Annotated in this window: 16 protein-coding genes; 13 read left to right on the top strand and 3 right to left on the bottom strand. The window is 42.4% G+C overall.

What is annotated here, in order from left to right:
- Positions 1 to 152: 152 nt before the first annotated feature.
- Positions 153 to 1,727, top strand: a complete 1,575-nt coding sequence (locus tag AAEY94_RS05735) for a tetratricopeptide repeat-containing sulfotransferase family protein (protein ID WP_350977850.1) — start codon at positions 153 to 155, stop codon at positions 1,725 to 1,727.
- Positions 1,728 to 1,854: 127 nt separating this feature from the next.
- On the opposite strand, the gene AAEY94_RS05730 is transcribed toward AAEY94_RS05735, so the two are convergent.
- The 3 genes from AAEY94_RS05730 to AAEY94_RS05720 all read right to left on the bottom strand — a co-directional run bounded on the left by AAEY94_RS05730 (position 1,855) and on the right by AAEY94_RS05720 (position 4,767).
- Positions 1,855 to 3,039: an aspartyl/asparaginyl beta-hydroxylase domain-containing protein gene (locus AAEY94_RS05730; protein WP_350977847.1), complete on the bottom strand. Its 1,185-nt coding sequence runs from the start codon at positions 3,037 to 3,039 to the stop codon at positions 1,855 to 1,857.
- 98 nt (positions 3,040 to 3,137) lie between these two features.
- Entirely contained in the window at positions 3,138 to 4,166 is a 1,029-nt protein-coding gene (locus AAEY94_RS05725; protein ID WP_350977844.1) for a sulfotransferase family protein, read from the bottom strand.
- 58 nt (positions 4,167 to 4,224) lie between these two features.
- Positions 4,225 to 4,767 carry an isochorismatase family protein gene (locus AAEY94_RS05720; protein ID WP_182745197.1) on the bottom strand — a complete coding sequence of 181 codons (543 nt, stop codon included), beginning with the start codon at positions 4,765 to 4,767 and terminating at the stop codon, positions 4,225 to 4,227.
- A 131-nt stretch (positions 4,768 to 4,898) separates the two neighbouring features.
- On the opposite strand from AAEY94_RS05720, the gene AAEY94_RS05715 reads away from it, so the two are divergent.
- The 12 genes from AAEY94_RS05715 to AAEY94_RS05660 all read left to right on the top strand — a co-directional run bounded on the left by AAEY94_RS05715 (position 4,899) and on the right by AAEY94_RS05660 (position 18,201).
- Positions 4,899 to 5,936, top strand: a complete 1,038-nt coding sequence (locus AAEY94_RS05715) for a T6SS phospholipase effector Tle1-like catalytic domain-containing protein (RefSeq protein WP_350977840.1) — start codon at positions 4,899 to 4,901, stop codon at positions 5,934 to 5,936.
- Between the two features lie 187 nt (positions 5,937 to 6,123).
- Positions 6,124 to 6,942 (top strand): cobalamin-binding protein, encoded by an 819-nt coding sequence (locus tag AAEY94_RS05710; protein WP_049763570.1) that lies wholly within the window; start codon positions 6,124 to 6,126, stop codon positions 6,940 to 6,942.
- Positions 6,943 to 7,709: 767 nt separating this feature from the next.
- Complete coding sequence (locus AAEY94_RS05705; protein WP_350977837.1) at positions 7,710 to 8,141, top strand: WapI family immunity protein; 432 nt, start codon at positions 7,710 to 7,712, stop codon at positions 8,139 to 8,141.
- A gap of 235 nt (positions 8,142 to 8,376) precedes the next feature.
- A complete protein-coding gene (locus AAEY94_RS05700) occupies positions 8,377 to 8,652 on the top strand; it encodes a hypothetical protein (protein WP_182754969.1) in 276 nt (91 codons plus the stop codon).
- 377 nt (positions 8,653 to 9,029) lie between these two features.
- A complete protein-coding gene (locus AAEY94_RS05695) occupies positions 9,030 to 9,356 on the top strand; it encodes a hypothetical protein (RefSeq protein WP_335689926.1) in 327 nt (108 codons plus the stop codon).
- A gap of 958 nt (positions 9,357 to 10,314) precedes the next feature.
- Positions 10,315 to 11,574, top strand: coding sequence for an efflux RND transporter periplasmic adaptor subunit (locus tag AAEY94_RS05690; protein ID WP_101085845.1), 1,260 nt, complete (start codon positions 10,315 to 10,317; stop codon positions 11,572 to 11,574).
- A gap of 77 nt (positions 11,575 to 11,651) precedes the next feature.
- Positions 11,652 to 11,873, top strand: a complete 222-nt coding sequence (locus AAEY94_RS05685; RefSeq protein ID WP_101085844.1) for a hypothetical protein — start codon at positions 11,652 to 11,654, stop codon at positions 11,871 to 11,873.
- 140 nt (positions 11,874 to 12,013) lie between these two features.
- Positions 12,014 to 12,712, top strand: a complete 699-nt coding sequence (locus AAEY94_RS05680; RefSeq protein WP_192115763.1) for an ABC transporter ATP-binding protein — start codon at positions 12,014 to 12,016, stop codon at positions 12,710 to 12,712.
- A gap of 10 nt (positions 12,713 to 12,722) precedes the next feature.
- On the top strand, positions 12,723 to 14,036 hold the full coding sequence (locus AAEY94_RS05675; protein ID WP_162022485.1) for an ABC transporter permease: 1,314 nt from the start codon (positions 12,723 to 12,725) through the stop codon (positions 14,034 to 14,036).
- Positions 14,037 to 14,066: 30 nt separating this feature from the next.
- The gene (locus AAEY94_RS05670) at positions 14,067 to 15,275 is read left to right on the top strand and encodes an ABC transporter permease (protein WP_123777219.1); all 1,209 of its coding nucleotides are present in this window, start codon (positions 14,067 to 14,069) and stop codon (positions 15,273 to 15,275) included.
- A 164-nt stretch (positions 15,276 to 15,439) separates the two neighbouring features.
- Complete coding sequence (locus tag AAEY94_RS05665; protein ID WP_182745071.1) at positions 15,440 to 16,843, top strand: sigma-54-dependent transcriptional regulator; 1,404 nt, start codon at positions 15,440 to 15,442, stop codon at positions 16,841 to 16,843.
- Positions 16,844 to 16,845: 2 nt separating this feature from the next.
- Complete coding sequence (locus tag AAEY94_RS05660; RefSeq protein ID WP_101086301.1) at positions 16,846 to 18,201, top strand: sensor histidine kinase; 1,356 nt, start codon at positions 16,846 to 16,848, stop codon at positions 18,199 to 18,201.
- Positions 18,202 to 18,662 lie beyond the last annotated feature (461 nt).

Raw genomic sequence — 18,662 nt, 5'->3', positions numbered from 1 at the left:
TAGCGAATATAAATAATTGTACGCTGAAGTTGATTATTTCGTTCAATATGAGCCAATAGCGTGGTCAAAATTTACTATTTTCTATGTTACTCTGATTTTAGAGGCATTTAAGCCATTCTTTGGGTGAGCAAAACAATAATAAGGACCCTAGTTTGAGTATTATTGAACAATATTTAAGTCAAGCTGAAGCGCTGTTTCAGTCTAAAAACTATTCATCGGCCAGAATGTACGCACGAAAAGTGGTTAAGCGTGATGATAAACACCTTGGGGCATTGAGCTTATTAGGTCAGATTCATTTACAGCAACAACAATATAATGAGGCCGAAAACTATTTTGTCAGTGCAGCAACTATTGATCCCCATGCGGTTTCAGTGTTGACTGGCTTATTGGCTATTGCTGAAGTGAAACAAGACTTTTTCTTGGCGAAAACGTATTTATTACAATTAATTAATACCCAAAGTAACCTAGGGAAAAATCAATACAAACTCGGATTAGTCGCCACTAAAGTCGGTGATATGGCCTTAGCTGAACAATGTTTTGAATGGTGTGTAGCAAATGATTTTTCTGACCCCGCTGTGCAGCTTAATTTAGGTCATATATATAAAGCCAAAGGCGACACGTTACGAGCGGCAGATTTTTATCAGCAATATATTCAATTAAGCCCAAAGCAAGTGGGTGTAGGCTATTGGAGTTTGGCAGATTTAAAGCAGTATCGATTCAGCACGGCTGATGTAACCTTATTGCAAGGTTTTGCAACCGATGAGTCGTTAAGCAAACAAAATCAGGCATTGGTGTATTTTGCTTTGTGTAAAGCTTACGAGCAAACACAGCAAATCGATAAAGCCTGTGAGTCGATGTTATTAGCCAATCAAATAATGGCGCAGCACAGATCGTTTAAACAAGCCCAGTTTGCCAATATTGTGTTGTCACTACTTGGGCATGCACCATCGCCACATATTGATAGCTTGCCGACCGCGAGCCAAACACCAATTTTTATTGTTGGGATGCCTCGTTCTGGTACCACATTAGTAGAGCAGATTTTGGCTTGTCACAGTGACGTTGGCGCTACCGATGAGTTACCGTTTATGGAACGCTTTGCGCTGCAAATGGACATGTCGGGTGGCTATAATGCAAGACTAAGCCAGCTTTCTGCCAGTCATATCGATCAATTCCGCCAACGGTATTTAGCTGAAGTGAATCATTACTTTAGCGATGCACCAACCTATGTAATCGATAAAAACCCAAATAACTTTTTACACATAGGGCTAATTAAAACCTTATTTCCTCAAGCAAAAATCATCAATGTGGTACGTAATACCGTCGACAATGGCTTAAGTGTATTTAAGCAGTTTTTCAGTTTTGGCCATGACTATTCGTATTCGTTTGCGGGTATTTCAAGTTACTGGCAACATTATTTAGACATCATGCAACATTGGGATAGGTTGTACCCTAATGAGATTTTACATGTTTGTTTTGAGCAATTAGTGCGTGAGCCAGAGTCACAAATTCAACGAATATTAGATTACTGTGAGTTAACGACTCAAGCGCAATGTTTTACCTTTTATGAGTCTGACCGAGCCGTATTAACGCCTAGCGCTAGTCAAGTTAGGCAGCCTATGAATCCTAAGGCAATTGGTCAGGCAGACAAATATCAAGCTTTTATACCTGAGCAAATAGCCGAGTTGGATGCCATTGCGAAAAAAGCAGCACTGCAATTCTTTAGTTAAGCAGAACTTGGAATAAGAATTTGCTACAAGCCAAAACAACCTAGTTTGGCTGACTTTATAGAAATGGCGCCTAATGGCGCCATTTTTGTATATATTCTTAGATAAACCTATGCAGGTATTCTTCTCACTAATTCACTTTACCGTGGCAGGCTTTATAGCGCTCGCCACTGCCGCAAGGGCAAGGACTATTGCGAGATGGCGGTGCAGCAATAGTGAGGGCGTTATTTTCAGCTGCTGTTTTTGGTATTATTGTTGATGTTGATGTTGCTGATGCAGATTTTACGGATGCTAAATTTGCGCTTTCTGGTGAGTTTTTTGGCGAAGTAATAGCCTGTTTGCGTGTTGCTAATTGCTCACTAAGTTCAACATTCATACACGCCACGATAACCAATTGTTCGAACGCCTTTACCGCCGAACCAGAATGGATCAGTTGCAGTGACTTAGCGCACTGTAGTGCTTTTATCATGGTTTGTTCACGTAGCGCATGATAATGCGGCCAACCTGCTTTAGTGCACTCATATTGCAGCCATAACATCCGCCAATCGGCCACAAACTCTGCGATGACTACTGAAAATGCATTCACTTCGGCAATCTGATTTACAGGGTTGTGTTTAACCTCAGTTAACAGCTCATTAGTTAAGTATTCAACCTCAGCAACAGGCATGATCACTGGGGCATTAAATTGCTCTGTGATGAAGGTTGTAGGTGAGTCTGGGTTAAAACCGACGAATTGACTGTTTAATGTTGTTGATTGATCATCTGCGATTGAACGTGAGTGCTGAAACACCGTGCGCCAAAATTGACTAGAACCTGCTAAATCAACCACTAAATGAACTCGGTATTGGTCGCTGTTATTCTCCACTTTGTGGAGCTTCCATGAGTCGAAAATCCAACACTCTCCGGCGCCCATGTGCACTTGTTTGTCATGGCAAAAAAACTGTACTTGTTCAGTGGTGGTAATGGGAATATGCACTCGTACCCGTTTATACCAATGGTAATTAATGTCTGAATGCAGTGGCACTTGTGCACCTGGCGCTAAGCGCATTAATCTTGAGCGGCTGAGCACCTCACCAAACGAAGCGAGTATTTGTTTTATGTAAGGGCTTTTTGCTAACGCCGCAGTGGGCTGCATTGGCCCTTTAAAATCATTATTAAACTCGCCATTGACCGATATTAACGGAATAGCCGAATTGCCCTGAAAACCTTCATGATGAGTTACCCAATCTTCTTCGGTAAATTGTCCGATCTCTTTGGTTAATTGACCAACATCAAAGCGAAAAGGTAACTGATAAAACTCATGGGGTAACTTCATAATTGGGCTCTCTGTATGCGGCGCTTAACGTTATGATTTTCTTTACAAGGTATTTTTACCCGTTCTACTGACTATTTACAAATGACTAATGCAATTGGCTAACGCAACTGGCCATGGCATTGCTTAAATCGTTTGCCAGACCCACAAGGGCAGGGACTGTTACGAGATACATTTTGCTCGCTTGGCGTAGCGAGTTTTTCAGTTGGTTCGGGTGTCAGTGCTACAGGCTCTGCAATGTCGTGTTGCTGCCATTGAGTGTCATAGATGGGATGACTACGCTGGTGTAAATGACGATTGATTTTGTTCAGTGTTGCAGCCGTACTCGGCCAAATTTTGGCGATGTCATGATAATTTTCGAGCCACTTATTGGCTTTAGGTGTCGAGATGGTGTAGCGAGAATGCGCTAATGGCTTACTGCATAATTGCGCTAAAGCAGGGTCAAAATCCGTACCGGTAAATTGGCATAGCTGCTTAACGGTTTTCGCAGGATCTGCAATTAATTGATCATAAGACACCATGCACCAGCGATTACTGTCAATCTTTTGCAATGAATCCATAATCGCTTCATTAGCGGATTGCCATTGAAACGCGGCAATAGTCTGTAATGGCTGGCGATTAAGTTGCTGCCATTTTTCTGGTAACAGTAGCGACCAATTACGCTTATCCCATCCCGGTAGATTTGGGTAAGTGACAAACTTATTCGACCGCCACGCTTGCATAATACTGCTGATGTTTTCTTTAGGCTCCCTCACTAAATAGATAAATAAAGCGTCGGGAAACAGCGCATTAAAAAAGTCGACCCGCAAACTGTTTTTTGGGGTTTTTTCTAAAAAGCGGATATTAGTCGTATCAATACTATCGGGTTTATTACCCTGATTATCTTGCAGCGCATCGCTAAAACGTAGCAGTAATTGCTGGTGTAATTCGTCATCGATATCTTGTTCCGTTAACGCATTAGAACTAAATTGACGATAGGCGATATTCAGCTTGGGTATGGTTTCAATCAGCGCATGACTTTCGCCGCCAATGGTCCATATGGACTGGCTTTTTGATAGAACTTCAAACAACAAAGTGCTGCCTGAACGAGGCGCGGATAAAATAATAATGGGCCGATCAAATTGATGCATAGCGGTATGATGTTTTTGTTATATTTTTTAACATCATACCCACACCATTATCATATGGCTACTTTATCAATTTCAGTAGAGCCTTAAAGCGATCACCTTGGGCAACATGTTGTAGCTCAAACAGTAGTGATTCAACATTGGTGAGATTGGCACCATCATTAAGCATCATTTGCACCCCAAGTACTTTATTGTCTGTACCCCTTGATGCAACAGCATCGGCAACAAGATGCACTTGATAGTCGTTGGCCAGTAAATCTTTGCACGTTTGGTAAACGCAAACATGGGTTTCGATACCCGCAAGAATGACATTATTGCGGTTTAATGCGTTAAGTTGTTGTTTTGCTTCTTCACAATGCCAACCACTAAAGTGCTCTTTAGCGATAGGTTTAGTTGTTTGCGATAATATTTGTGCGAGTTCGTCGCTGGTATGGCCTAATTTATTGGGTAATTGTTCTAACCAAATAATCGGAATATCAAATAGTTGTGCACCTTGAATTAATACTGCAAGCTTTTGGTGTAGTTGAGCTGATTGCTGCATAACCTGGGCTAGCTTGCCTTGTACGTCTACAATCATTAATACACTTTGTTCTGCTGTTATCATGGTCAGTTACTCGAATGATTAAGTGAGCTGTCGAGTATTGGTTATTTTTACCGTGGTGCAAATAAGCATTTAGTCTATTATGGCTATGATAATTTTTATGAATGTTCGCTCAGAGAATGTCAGGGATTGATATGAATAAACGTATTGTCATTTGTGCCGATGGAACCTGGAATCGGCCAGAAAAAGATCTTGAAAAAGATCACGCCACTAATGTACTTAAACTCGCCAGAGCCATCAAACCCATTGCTGATGATGGTGTACCGCAACAGGTGTTTTACGATTGGGGAATTGGTTCGTACTATGACTCCATGATTGGTGGGGCAACTGGGCGCGGCTTACATAAAAACATTATGGATGCTTATCGCTACATAGTGCAAAACTACTCTCCTGGCGACGAGATATACCTGTTTGGTTTTAGCCGTGGTGCATACACAGTGCGTTGTTTGTGTGGCCTCATCAATAATTGCGGTATTGTCACTCGGCCAGATGCCAAGCTTATTCAGCAAGCGTTTGACCACTATAAAATGAAAACTCAACCTTTTTCACCAGATGGTGATCGCTCTGTGGCGTTTCGTCAGCAACATTCGCATCCTTCACGTGAAGTGGCTTTTGTTGGCGTGTGGGACACCGTAGGGGCGATGGGGATCCCGCTGTCTTTTTTAGGTATGTTTGAAGATAAAGATGAGTTTTATGACGCCAAGTTAGGCCGAAATGTCAAAGTGGCTCGCCATGCACTCGCGTTAGATGAGCATCGCAGCGATTTTGAACCAACCATTTGGGCACCTCGTACCAGCATAGACATACAGCAGGTTTGGTTTATTGGCGCCCACAGTAATATTGGTGGTAGCGTTGCCCCCAATGATGACGGTAGCACCTTGTCTGATATAGCGTTGCAGTGGATGATAAGCCAAGTGCGAGCAGTTAACTTAACGGTCGAGTTACATTTAGCCGATGCTTTATTGCCTAATCCTATGGCGGATATTCAAGATTCATATCGCAGCTTTTATCGGGTTAAAAAACGTTTTATGCGCGAGCTAGACCCCGAGCAAGCACCGATATTATTGCATCAGTCGGTTAAAACGCGCTGGCTGAATGACAGTAATTATCGACCGAAAAATTTGGTAAATTTCATTGATAACCATGGTTGGCCCGATAAACTGGTGCAATAATCTGTGTTAACACCATCATTAAATAACGAGTGTTAGCAATCACTAATAGCAACCACCATTAGTCACCACCATTAGTCACCACTAATAGTCACCACTATTACTAACCATTATTAAAAACATTTCGATTAAGGACAGTATTTTGCTACGTGTATTTTTAACGCTCATCACAGTGATATGGCTCTCGTCTATATCACTTTTTTTACCCGCGGCTGAACCGACGGCTTCTGATGATTTACAAGATAAGCCGCCAGCAAAACGGATTATTGCTCTATCGCCTCATGGAGTTGAAATGCTGTTTGCTATTGGTGCTGGCGACTCAATTGTTGCCACCACCGATTATGCCGATTTCCCTGCAGCAGCTAAGAATATTCCGAGTATTGGTGGTTATTACGGTATTCAAATCGAGCGAGTGATTGAACTGAATCCCGATTTGGTGCTGGTGTGGCAAAGCGGTAATAAAATGGAAGACATTAATCAGTTACGTGATTTAGGTTTTACCGTTGTGAATAGTGATCCTAAAAGCTTAGCTGATGTTGCCACGGATATTGAACTGCTGGGTAAACTCACCGGACATTCGGTTAAAGCCAAGCAAGTGGCAGATGACTATCGTCAGCAGTTGGCTGATATTACGTTGCAAAACCAAACGAAACCAGCGGTAAAAGTGTTCTATCAATTATGGTCAACACCATTGATGACGGTGGCTAAAGGCAGTTGGATACAAAACCTTATTGAAGTGTGTCATGGTGAAAATGTGTTTTATGATGCAGCAAGTGAGTACCCACAAATTAGCATCGAAAATGTGTTACTAACCGGCGCTGAAGTGATTTTACAAAGCCAAGATGAAGGCAATATTTTAGGTATCAATTGGTCTGACTGGCCTGAACTACCCGCGGTAAAAAACCAGCATATATATCAGTTTGACGCCGATTTACTGCATCGGGCAACCCCAAGGGCAATTCAAGGTGTTAATGCGGTTTGCGGGGCGTTGGATAAAGTAAGAAAGTAAGATTTTATTCCGTCGCGGCGGTATATTCGATTTCTTATTCCGTCGTGGCGGTATATTCGATTTCTTATTCCGTCATCCCGGTAATGATTGTGAGCCGGGACCCAGGTGTTTGCTTGTTGCTTTTATGGCCTGCGGCCACTAACGTCGTGGCGCTTCACCCACACCAGAATTTTCAAACTCCGTTTGAATTAACATCGCAAGGTTCCACCCTGCACGGGCCAAAAGGGGATCAACAGCAATCCCCTCTTGGATCACCCTTGCCGTTCCGGCAACATTTTCAAACAGCGAAAAGGTCGCGACGGAAATAAATCCAGCTTCTGGCCGCGTATTTAACCATCTTCGGCCTTATTCGAAAATGCTAACGCTTCCGATGGTACATCCTGTACCGCGAAAGCTAAGCTCACATCCATGTGAGCTTCACGCTATTTTCTTCAACGGCCTCAAGTTCAGAGTTGAATCTGTCCCTTTACAAGCAAGGCATATTGCTCGTTTTTCCTCATTTCGTGTTAGCTAGGTGTATTAGGTAAAAGGCAATAACCGAGCAAAGAAAAAGATGAAATACAATAAACCCCATCTTGAAAGGTGTAATCAGAACAGGCAATTAGCCGAAAGGTTGTACAAAATACCACTACCGTAAAAAAGTAAATTCCTATAGCATCATACGTTGATTAATATGGATGTGGCATCGACTAAGTCCAACCAGCGATTTATGCCTTGCAAACACCGCAACGCATAAATACTAAAACGTTATAAAACACAAGGAACGTATGAGTTTATCCATCGGTTGTTCTCCAAATGAGCAAGTTGAGATCACTGTAGAACAGTATCAACATTCTCCAAGCAGTGAGTCTTTTGATGATAACTGGCTTATTTGCTCTGTTAGTGTTTCATTTGGAAGCTTCAGTGGTAAATTCCCTGCCAGTTTTCAAACCTATGATTTTGTTAAGTTCTCTAAAGAAGTACAAAAGCTCTATGCTTGCCTAAAAGGTACCGCTACATTCGATAGTCTTGAGGGGCAGCTTGAAATCAAGCTAACCGGGAATGGAAGAGGTGGAATTGAATTAGAGGGTAATTGCATGGACAGTGTTGGTGTTGGAAACAAACTTAAGTTCTCTACAGGATTTGATCAAACCTATCTCCAATCTATTATCGAAGACCTAGATGAGATTTTAGAAGGCTTTCCCGTACGAGCTTTATAACAAGAGACTATGGCGTTAACCTAAATTCACCATACTTATCATAATGCGAATAGTGAGTGTTAGAGCTTGGGCACTAACAAGCTTCTGTCCATAATTTAGTTAGATATAGTGTTTTCTCTGGCTAAGATTCATATAATGGCGGGTATCGCCAAATGAATAAGAATGATTCTAAACCTTAGCCAATAATTGTTGGCCACTACAAGTCTCAGTCTCAAAGGGAGTAAATAATAACAATATGGATAAACTTTTAATAACTTGGATTATGCTCCAAATATTTTCGTGGTTTATAATTTTTTTTGCAGGAAACAGTAAAACGTATATTGGCAAAAAGGTCAAAAAAGTAGGTATAGCTCTTTGTGTAGTAACCACTTTTGTTCAACTTTCATTTTTTGGCTCAGCATTAAGCGCTACAGTTAAAGATGTATTTTTTGTTTTAGGCTTAGTTATGACACTGGTAATAATGTATAACTTGGTTTCAATACTAAGAGCTATCGCATCGTCAGACAGATAATAATACTACTATTGTATTTTGCGGAGTACCGCCCCCTTAAATTAATTCACTTATCCAAGCACTAACCCGCCCTGTCCAAAAATGAGCTAATCACTACTTGAAAATACCTCAAACTCAGCTCTGAACTTGAGTTCGTTGAAAACTCTTTATAAAAGAATGTGTGAGTTCAGGCATCTTGTCTATCGATGTCTGGCTAGTATTAGGCTAGCTTTACAAAAAATTACCGCAAAAAAAGCAAAGTCTTAAAATATCTTATGTTAAGTAAAAAATTACCAAATAATAAGGATAAGGCATCGACCAAGTCCAATAAGTGATTTACACTTTTAAAACCGCGCACAGATAAATACTAAAACATTATTTTTTATGGATATTTGATAATGGATATGACTCAAAAAGAAGTTGCAGTTGTTAAAGCTGCCATTAAATCACGAAACAAAAGTAAACTGTTCCAGCCAGTGTTATTTGCGATATTAGTTGGCCTTTTAATCGCCATGTTGTTTGGTGTTTTACCTGAAGAACAGTTTGCCTATTTGGCTATTCCCTTAGTTATTTTAACGATATTGTTGCCACAACTTGGTGCTTCACCTAAATATAATGAACTAGTTGATATACTTGAAAAACAACTACCGCAACACGACACAATGGAAAGTGTTTTGTCTCAAGAGTTAAATAAAATACAAGCCAGCCAAAAAGATCATTCATAGTCATTCATGGTTTAAATTTCTGCAAAACATAAGTTTTTGAAAATATTGCTGTTTAATTTACGTCATGATGAAAAGGAAACATCCCCCGGTTATCAACATCCTCGCTTTACTTAACTAGCTGAAATAGTTTTAATTTTTGTTTAAGTCTTACTACTAGATACACAAAAGGCTATATCGAAGAGAATTAAATTACTGGTGTAGATGAGTCAGCGAGTATCCAAAACAGGGATGTTTTGGTTAAGCCCACATGGATGTGCTCGCGGCGTCTCGCTTAATCATCTGCACATTTAGAATAACTAAGATACCCATTTTTATGTTGCTCTAACCAATTTTTGTACCTAAATTAGTTAGATGCCTAGGTTAGAAATGTGCAAATTCAACTCTGAACTTGAGGCCGTTGAAGAAAATGACGTGAGCTGGCCATGGACGGCCAGTTAGCTTTCGAGGGGAAGGGACGCCCCATCGGAAGCGTTAGCATTTTCGAATAAGGCCGAAGAACACACAGACGAAGTTAAAAGCTGGATTCAACCACGTCGCGAAATTATCGCTTTTCAGATAATTTTGATGTGGCGGCTGGGAGTTCCAAGAGGGAATAGCCGTTAATTTCCTCTTGGTCTGGTGTGGGTGAAGCGCCACGACGTTAGTGGCCGTAGGCCATAAGTACAAAGCATAAACAAACACCTGGATCCCGGCTCAAAAGCACTACCGGGACGACGAGAAAGTTATTAACAAGGTAACCCCCGCTATACATAAAACCATAAGTGTCCGCTCGGACACTTTCTCAATGATCGGACAGTTTTCAACGCTGTCCGCGGACACTTCTAGAGTGTTCGGTTATCTTTTTAAATCCTTATCATTCTGAAAATAAACAATAAATAACTATTGGCATGGCTTGTGCTTTATCTTGGCATAAATGTGAAGAGGTGGGTGCGGTCAGCGCGTTACCTAAGGACCTGAGATGATTAAAGACACAAGTAGCCAAGATACTGTTATTGCGCCTAAGTTAGGCCGTAAATTGCGCTTACCCTTGATGATAGGTTGTGGTGCCATATTGATGAGCGCGTTGGTGTGGGCGAGTTTAAGTCATGACAGTAATCAACGCTCGGTTGATGGTGCAGATTTACGTTTGGCAACCTTAACCCGTGGCACGTTGGTGCGAGATATTGCCACTACCGGTAAAATTGTCGCGGCCAATGCGCCGATTTTATATAGCACGGAAGAAGGTGTGGTGACGCTATTAAGTCAGCCAGGTGATGAAGTTGAGCTGGGGCAAGTGGTAGCCAAGATTGAAAGCCCGCGTTTACAAAGTGAATTGCAACAACAGCAGTCGATGCTTGAAGGCATGCAGGGCAGTTTAGAGCGTGCCAAGTTAGATGCTCGCCGTGAGCAATTGCGCGTTAGCCAGATTTTAGACATGGCGAAAGTGGATTTAGAAGCGGCTGATCGTGAAAGCCGTCGTGGCGATCAATTGATTGAGTCGAGTTTGATCAGCAAAATCGATTTTGAAAAAAGCAAAGATGATTTACACAAAGCCAAATTATTACATAAGCATGCCCAGCAAGAAGTCGAGCTTATGCGCGATACCCTCAGTTTTGAAATTAAAAACCGCACCCTTGAAGTACAACGCCAGGCTTTAGTCGTGAGAGAGTTAACTCGTCAAGCCAACGCCTTGAGTATTATCGCTCCGGTTAGCGGCATTATTGGTAACTGGCTGGTGGAGCAAAAAGCCCGTATTGCCGCCAGCCAACCAATATTAACTGTGGTCGATTTAACTGCCTTTGAAGCTGAGTTGGCTGTGCCAGAGTCTTATGCCGATGAACTGGGTTTAGGGATGGATGTCGAGCTGAGTTTTGGCAACGTTAATGTGGTAGGCCAATTATCGTCAATTTCACCCGAAGTCCGTAATCGTGAAGTGACCGCCCGAGTGCGTTTTGCTGACAGTAACACCTTATCGTTACGTCAAAATCAGCGTTTGTCTGCCCGAGTCTTACTGGAAAACAGACCCAATGTGTTGATAGTGAAACGCGGTGATTTTCTCAATATGGGCGGCGAAGTGGCGTATCAAGTGAGTGACGCTGTTGCTCATAAGAAAGTCGTTAAATTGGGCGCACGCAGTATGAGCCAGGTTGAAGTGCTTGAAGGCGGTGAAGCAGGTGATGTATGGGTGATATCCGGTACCGAAACCTTTAAAAATGATCCAACAATTCAAATCCGATAGCTAAGTTGATAATTAAGTCGATAGCTAAATCAATAACGAATCAAATAACCAAACACTCAACTGAGTAAGGACATTTTATGACTTTTATTCAACGTAGACAGCTTATCGCGCTACTGGCGTTATTTATTCTCGCAATAGCGGTGAGTTATCGCATTGATAATCATACAGATTGGTTATCGGTTAGTTTGCAATTAATTGACATGAGTAGCCAGGTTTCGAATCGATTAAGAGATATTAGTCCTACCGTTAGTTTGCATATTGATATTAGCGACATGGTCAAGATTAAGCTGCTGTTTTAGCCATGACTGATACTAACGGCACTGACGCCAATAACATTAAAAACAAAAGTATTTAACAAAGCCGTATTCAGATTTGCAAGATTGACATTATCAGCCCTAGGCGCTGGGATGCGACAACCGAATTAACCAAGGAAGCCATTATGTTATCCATGAAAAATATCAGTAAAGTATTCAAAACTGACTTAGTTGAAACCCATGCTCTACGCGACTTTAACCTTGAAGTGAAAGAAGGTGAGTTTGTTGCGGTGACAGGCCCGTCTGGTTCAGGTAAAACCACCTTTTTGAATATTGCGGGTTTGCTCGAAGGCTTTACTTCTGGCGAGTTCAGCCTTGATGGCGTTAATGTGTCGAATTTAAGTGACAACAAAAGCGCTAAAGTCCGTAATGAAAAAATTGGCTTTATCTTTCAGGGGTTCAACCTTATTCCCGACCTTAACCTGGCCGAAAACGTCGAAGTGCCATTGCGTTATCGCGGTATGAATGCCAATGAGCGTAAGCGCCGAGTCGAATCAGCATTAGAACAAGTAGGCTTAGGTGCGCGGATGAAACACTTACCGACGCAATTGTCTGGCGGACAACAACAACGTGTCGCCATTGCGCGTGCATTAGCAGGCGAACCACGGTTTTTATTAGCCGATGAACCTACTGGTAATTTAGACAGCTTAATGGCGCGCCAGGTGATGGAATTACTTGAAAATATCAATCAACAAGGCACCACTATTATTATGGTGACCCATGATTCAGAACTTGCTCGCCGTGCTCAGCGCAATATTCAAATTGTTGATGGTCAAGTATGTGATTTTTCGATGTACCAACCAGCTGCTACCGGCACTCGCTAAGGGGAACACTATGTTTTTTTACTATTGTGATTTAGCGTGGCGAAGTATCCGTAAAACGCCGATGTTATCGATGTTGATGGTATTAGCGATTTCGATTGGTATCGGCATTACTATCACTACGCTCAATGTCTATAAAACTATGTCTTATAATCCGGCGGGCGATCGCAGTGAGGTGATTAATTCAGTGCAGTTGTGGAGCCAAGGCTTGGATACCTGGGATGAGTTTATTCCAAGCATCACCTATATGGATGCGATGAACTTGCGCAATAACAAAGAATTAAGCCTCAAAGCAGCGACTTATCGAACTGGCTTAGCATTACAATCTGACAATCCTAAAATTGAACCCGTGTTGAACAGCGTTCGGTTAACCGACAGAGACTTTTTTCGGATTTTTTCGGTACCCTTTATTTATGGCAGTTACTGGGATACCAGTGTTGATTTACGCCCAGCTTACCAAGTGGTGATTAGTCAAAAATTAAATTTACGCTTTTTTGAAGGTAAAAATAGCGTAGGCAAAACACTCTTTTTAGACCGTAAACCTTATCAAATTGTTGGGGTGATTGATGACTGGAATCCGCAACCTAAATACTATGACCCACTTAATGGTGCCTTTAATGATGCTGAAGAGATATTCATTCCGTTCTCGTTAACAGGCCAAGAGGAATTTGATGTATGGGGTAACACCAGCGGTTGGAAGTTCGAACCCATGATCACATACAGCGACCGCTTAGCGTCAGAAAAAGTATGGATTCAATTTTGGACTGAACTGAACACCGATGAGCAAAAACAAAGCTTTTTAGGCTGGTTAACGCGTTATGTTGAGCAGCAAAGAGCGCTCGGCCGCTTTACTGATACCGCTAAAATCCCTAGCGAATCAGTGCAAATTAGCGACATCGCGAAATGGCTTGAAGATAACGATGTGGTGCCCAAAGATAACAAAATACTCGTCGGTTTAAGCTTGCTGTTTTTAAGCGTGTGCTTGGTGAATATTCTCGGGCTGTTGCTAACCAAGTTTTTAAAGCGTGCGCCAGAGGTGGGTGTTCGTCGTGCTATTGGTGCCAGTCGTGGACAGATTTTTAGTCAGTATATGGTCGAAGTGGGTATGATTGGTTTTATCGGTGGCGTAGTGGGTTTGTTATGGGCTTGGGGGTCGTTAACGGCGCTGCATAGCTATTTTTCAATGGACCAAAGTGTTACTGGGCTTGATGCCAGTATGTGGATTATCACGCCATTAATTGCTATCTCTACCGCGGTATTGGCTGGGGTTTACCCTGCTTGGGTGGTGTGCCGCACTAAACCCAGTGTGTATTTAAAAGCCCAATAACTCCAGTTAAGCTTAAGAAAGGACATCACCATGTTACATATCAAACCGATTTTATCCAGTTTAATGCGCAGTAAAAGTGCGCCGGTTTTATTGCTATTGCAGATTATTTTGTCGGTTGCGATAGTCGCCAATGCGAGTTTTATTATTAACGAACGTTTGTCGCTAATGCAGCGAGAATCTGGCTATGCCGAAGATCAGATCCTGACCTTTAACCTGTATAATTTCGATCCTGCTATCGACAACATGAAACAGAACCAAGTTGACCAACAAATTTTGCGTTCGCTGCCCAATGTGATTGATGCCAGTTACAGCAATATGTTGCCGTTAAGCGGCAGCGGATGGATGGATCGCTATGTTGACGGCCCAGATGCCGATACCGCTAAAAGTACCCCTGGGTTTGCCTTTTACTTGGGTAATGAGCACTTACTCAATGTGATGGGAGCGAAGTTAATTGCCGGGCGAAATTTTACCGCCGATGAAATTAATACCAGCTTAGATGACAGCGGCATGATGGCGTTAGTGTCGCAACCGTTAGCCAAAGCCTTTTGGGGCGATGAGTCACCTTTAGGTAAAACCATGTATCAAGGTGAGCAAGCCGTGACCATTATAGGCGTAGTTGATAAGCTGCAAGGTGCTTGGGTTGACCACGAAAACTTTGAATACAGCGTGATCCAGAATATCGATTTTGGTGGCAGTAGTAGTAATAAATCATACATGGTGCGGGCATTACCTGAACATATTCCAGCGTTAGAAGAAGCCATTAGTAAAGCCTTGTATGCAGAAAACCCAAACCGTGTAGTGGAAAACTTCCAAACACTCACCACGATTAAAAATTTAACTTACAGTAACCACCGTTTAATGGCGACAGTGTTAAGTATTATGGTGGTGTTATTGTTATTAATTACAGCGTTGGGATTAACCGGTATGGTGATGTTTAATATTCAACGCCGCACCAAACAAATAGGCACTCGCCGCGCGCTGGGTGCACGTAAACGTGACATTATTGAATACTTTATGGTGGAAAATTACCTAATTTGTATTGTCGGTGGGGTCATCGGTGGCATGCTATCGTTGGTACTTGGGCAGCAATTAATGTCACTGTATAGCTTACCTATGGTACCGGTGATTTATCCGATTATCTCTGTTATTGGTTTGCTGGTTGTAACTACGCTAGCGGTAATAGTGCCCGCAGCTAAGGCGGCTAATATTTCACCCGCCATGGCAACGCGCAGTGTGTAATTTGTTAAACTGCGGCGCTTGCGCTTAACAATAATGTGACAGTGAGGTCTTCTGTCATGTTATTGTTTATTTACGTTTGTGAGTAAATGTTTATTGTATAAACATGCAGTTGCATAAACATGTTTTTGTATAACAGCAACCTAATTGGACTCAAACATATTCTAATGGATAATATTTTAATTGTTGATGACAATCACGCCATTTGCCAAGCGCTTGCGCTAATGATTGAGCTGCATGGCTATCAAGCTATTTTTTGTCACTCACCTGATGCGGCTATTGAGATTGTGACTAATAAAGAGATCAGCTTAGTCATTCAAGACATGAACTTTAGCCGTGATACCACCTCGGGTGAAGAAGGCAAGCAACTGTTTTACGCATTGCGTCAGTTACAGCCTAATTTACCGATTATTTTAATGACTGCGTGGACCCAATTAGAAACCGCTGTCGAGTTGGTTAAAGCGGGGGCAGCTGATTACATGGGGAAACCGTGGGATGACGCTAAGCTGCTCAATAGTATTAGCAACCTATTATCAATTTATCGACTGTCTCAGCAAAATAGCCAATTAACCCGGATAGACAGTGAACGCATGTCGGCCATTAATGGCGCCGATTTATGTGGCTTAATTTTTGGTAGTGGCGCCATGCAGCGCTGTGTTGATTTGGCATTGCAAGTTGCGCGATCCGATGTGTCGGTGATGATCACTGGCCCAAATGGTGCGGGCAAAGACAAAATAGCCGATATTTTACAGGCCAACTCGCCATTAAAAGACAAACCGTTTATTAAGGTCAACATTGGTGCTTTACCAATGGATTTATTAGAGGCCGAATTGTTTGGCGCTGAAGCGGGCGCTTTTACGGGCGCCAATAAAACCCGTATGGGCCGTTTTGAAGCTGCCGATGGTGGCACGTTATTTTTAGATGAAATTGGTAATTTGCCATTATCTGGCCAAGTAAAGTTATTACGGGTATTACAAACCGGTGAGTTTGAACGTTTAGGCAGTCATCAAACCCGCAAAGTGAATGTACGGGTAATTAGTGCTACCAACGCGGATTTAGCCGACGACATTGCTCATGGGCGTTTTCGTGAAGATTTATTTTATCGTTTAAATGTCATTGAGCTAGCCATATCACCATTGAATCAACGCCAGGACGATATTTTACCGTTAGTGAAACACTTTATAGGTGCTCATTTTAGCCTTGATAAGTCGACCCAGCAGGCGTTAATTAATCATAGTTGGTCGGGCAATGTGCGTGAATTAGAAAATGCCTGTAAAAGGGCTGCGTTGCTAGCTAAGTCACCACAATTAACGATTGATGATTTTGGCTTGATGGCGATAGCTAATGGCGGTGCAGCTACCCAGCATGCGCTTGTTGTTGAGCATCATCTTGGCCAACAAGATCAGGGCATTGATGATACTCAGTCGATTTGCGAACCCGATAAGCAACAGCTAGAAGACGCTTTAGCGCAATATAATGGCGTCATTGCCAGAGTAGCAAAATCCTTTGGCTTAAGTCGGCAAGCCCTTTATCGCCGTATGGAGAAATATGGCCTTAGGGTGACTAGATAATGATGTTATCACTGCGCACTAAATTGCTGATCAGTAACATGTTGAGCTGCCTTTTGGGAGCGATGTCAGGCGCTTTAGTGTGGCTTACATTGGGTGATGACACCTTATGGTTGGCTATTATTGTGATGCTGGCGGTGTGTTATTTTTGCAGTATGTGGCTAACAAGACGATTAAGTGAAAGTCTGCAAGCATTGGAAATCGGTCTACTTAACTTTAAAGATAATGATTTTAGTGTGTCGCTGCATCCCTACGGCGAACCACAATTAGATGCGCTAGTGAGCTTATATAACCAAGCATCAGCAAAGCTGCGTAGTGAGAGGCAGTTTATTTATCAGCGCGAGTTAATGCTCGATAAAGTGATTCAGAACTCACCTAATGTCATGTTATTAATCGATGATTCCCAGCGAGTCATTTACGCCAATGGCGCTGCAAGGCATTTGTTTAATCAGGGCGTCAAAGTAGAAGGCATGTTGTTACCTGATCTTGTGGTGATGTTACCCGACACGCTTAAAGCGGCGTTAAGCAGTGAGCAAGAAGGACTGTTTTCGATGGGCGGTAGCGGGGCCGATGGTGTTGATAGTCATTCTAATACTGATGCTGACAGTAGCGACGTTGAAACCTGGCATATCTCTCGTGGCCGCTTCACTCAAAACAATCAGCAGCACCATTTAATTTTGCTTAAACAGCTCACCAAAGAACTTAACCGCCAAGAAGTGGCTGTGTGGAAAAAGGTGATTCGAATTATTAGCCACGAGCTTAATAACTCGGTCGCGCCCATTGCTTCTATGGTCAACTCCGGTAAGTTTTTAACCCAGCACTTAGACAACAGTAAGTTGCAATTGATTTTTGATACCATCGAAAATCGCACCACACACCTGAGCCAATTTATTTCCCATTATGCTCAGTTTGCTAAGTTACCACTGCCACAAAAAGCCTCAATTGATTGGGCTAAGATGACCCAGCAATTAGCGCAGCAATACCCATTTAACCTGTTATCACCTTTACCAGTTAATCCAATCAAGCTCGATGCAGTGCAATTAGAACAAGTCTTTATCAATCTGCTTAAAAACGCTCACGAGTCTGGCGCGGAGGCAGACACTGTGTCGATAACGTTTGAGGAAGTGACTCATCCAATTAACGGGTTATTAATCAAAGTAGATGACCAAGGTTGCGGGATGTCTAGCGAGGTATTGTCGCAAGCCTTGTTACCGTTTTACTCAACTAAACAATCTGGTACAGGGATTGGTTTGCCATTATGTCGCGAGATTATTGAAGCCCACGGTGGCCGAATTAGCATGCAAAACCGCGTAGAGGGTGGCTTAAGCGTTAAAGTATGGTTGCCTTCACAGCAGGGTTAACACTGACTAATGATGAATAAAGTCTGATTTTTTCGAGTTATATTTTCCAAAAGAGAGTTGGAGCCGTAAAACTTTTTGCCCCAAAGCTTGTTTAGGCTATGGCCTGCGGCCACTAACGTCGTTGCGCTTCGCCCACACCAGACCAAGAGGAAATCAACGGCTATTCCCTCTTGGATCACCCAGCCGCCCCGCAACATTTTCAAACAGCGAAAAGGTCGCAATGGGGTAGATCCAGCTTTTGACTTTATTGGGTAACTGCCTCGGCCTTATTCGAAAATGCTACCGCTTCCGATAGGCCATCCATGGCCACCGAAAGCTAGCCTGACGTCCTGTCAGGCTCACGCTATTTTCTTCAACGTCCTCAAGTTCTGAGTTGAATCACACCAATTGCAAGCAAGGTATGCAAATCATTTATGCCCCAAAGTGAGCTAGATAAGATCTAAGTGAGAGGTCAATTTGAA

The sequence above is a fragment of the Shewanella sp. AC34-MNA-CIBAN-0136 genome, from assembly GCF_040309945.1.
GTDB lineage: Bacteria > Pseudomonadota > Gammaproteobacteria > Enterobacterales > Shewanellaceae > Shewanella.
Note: the sequence above shows the minus strand (reverse complement) of the source record. Positions and strands in the feature narration are given on the sequence as shown.

What these genes read in the sequence shown, in the direction of transcription:
- AAEY94_RS05670 (WP_123777219.1), top strand. Translation starts at nt 14,067, where the DNA reads ATGTTACATATCAAACCGATTTTATCCAGTTTAATGCGCAGTAAAAGT.
- AAEY94_RS05700 (WP_182754969.1), top strand. Translation starts at nt 8,377, where the DNA reads ATGGATAAACTTTTAATAACTTGGATTATGCTCCAAATATTTTCGTGG.
- AAEY94_RS05685 (WP_101085844.1), top strand. Translation starts at nt 11,652, where the DNA reads ATGACTTTTATTCAACGTAGACAGCTTATCGCGCTACTGGCGTTATTT.
- AAEY94_RS05675 (WP_162022485.1), top strand. Translation starts at nt 12,723, where the DNA reads ATGTTTTTTTACTATTGTGATTTAGCGTGGCGAAGTATCCGTAAAACG.
- AAEY94_RS05680 (WP_192115763.1), top strand. Translation starts at nt 12,014, where the DNA reads ATGTTATCCATGAAAAATATCAGTAAAGTATTCAAAACTGACTTAGTT.
- AAEY94_RS05690 (WP_101085845.1), top strand. Translation starts at nt 10,315, where the DNA reads ATGATTAAAGACACAAGTAGCCAAGATACTGTTATTGCGCCTAAGTTA.
- AAEY94_RS05660 (WP_101086301.1), top strand. Translation starts at nt 16,846, where the DNA reads ATGTTATCACTGCGCACTAAATTGCTGATCAGTAACATGTTGAGCTGC.
- AAEY94_RS05725 (WP_350977844.1), bottom strand. Translation starts at nt 4,166, where the DNA reads ATGCATCAATTTGATCGGCCCATTATTATTTTATCCGCGCCTCGTTCA.
- AAEY94_RS05715 (WP_350977840.1), top strand. Translation starts at nt 4,899, where the DNA reads ATGAATAAACGTATTGTCATTTGTGCCGATGGAACCTGGAATCGGCCA.
- AAEY94_RS05665 (WP_182745071.1), top strand. Translation starts at nt 15,440, where the DNA reads ATGGATAATATTTTAATTGTTGATGACAATCACGCCATTTGCCAAGCG.
- AAEY94_RS05730 (WP_350977847.1), bottom strand. Translation starts at nt 3,039, where the DNA reads ATGAAGTTACCCCATGAGTTTTATCAGTTACCTTTTCGCTTTGATGTT.
- AAEY94_RS05705 (WP_350977837.1), top strand. Translation starts at nt 7,710, where the DNA reads ATGAGTTTATCCATCGGTTGTTCTCCAAATGAGCAAGTTGAGATCACT.
- AAEY94_RS05695 (WP_335689926.1), top strand. Translation starts at nt 9,030, where the DNA reads ATGGATATGACTCAAAAAGAAGTTGCAGTTGTTAAAGCTGCCATTAAA.
- AAEY94_RS05720 (WP_182745197.1), bottom strand. Translation starts at nt 4,767, where the DNA reads ATGATAACAGCAGAACAAAGTGTATTAATGATTGTAGACGTACAAGGC.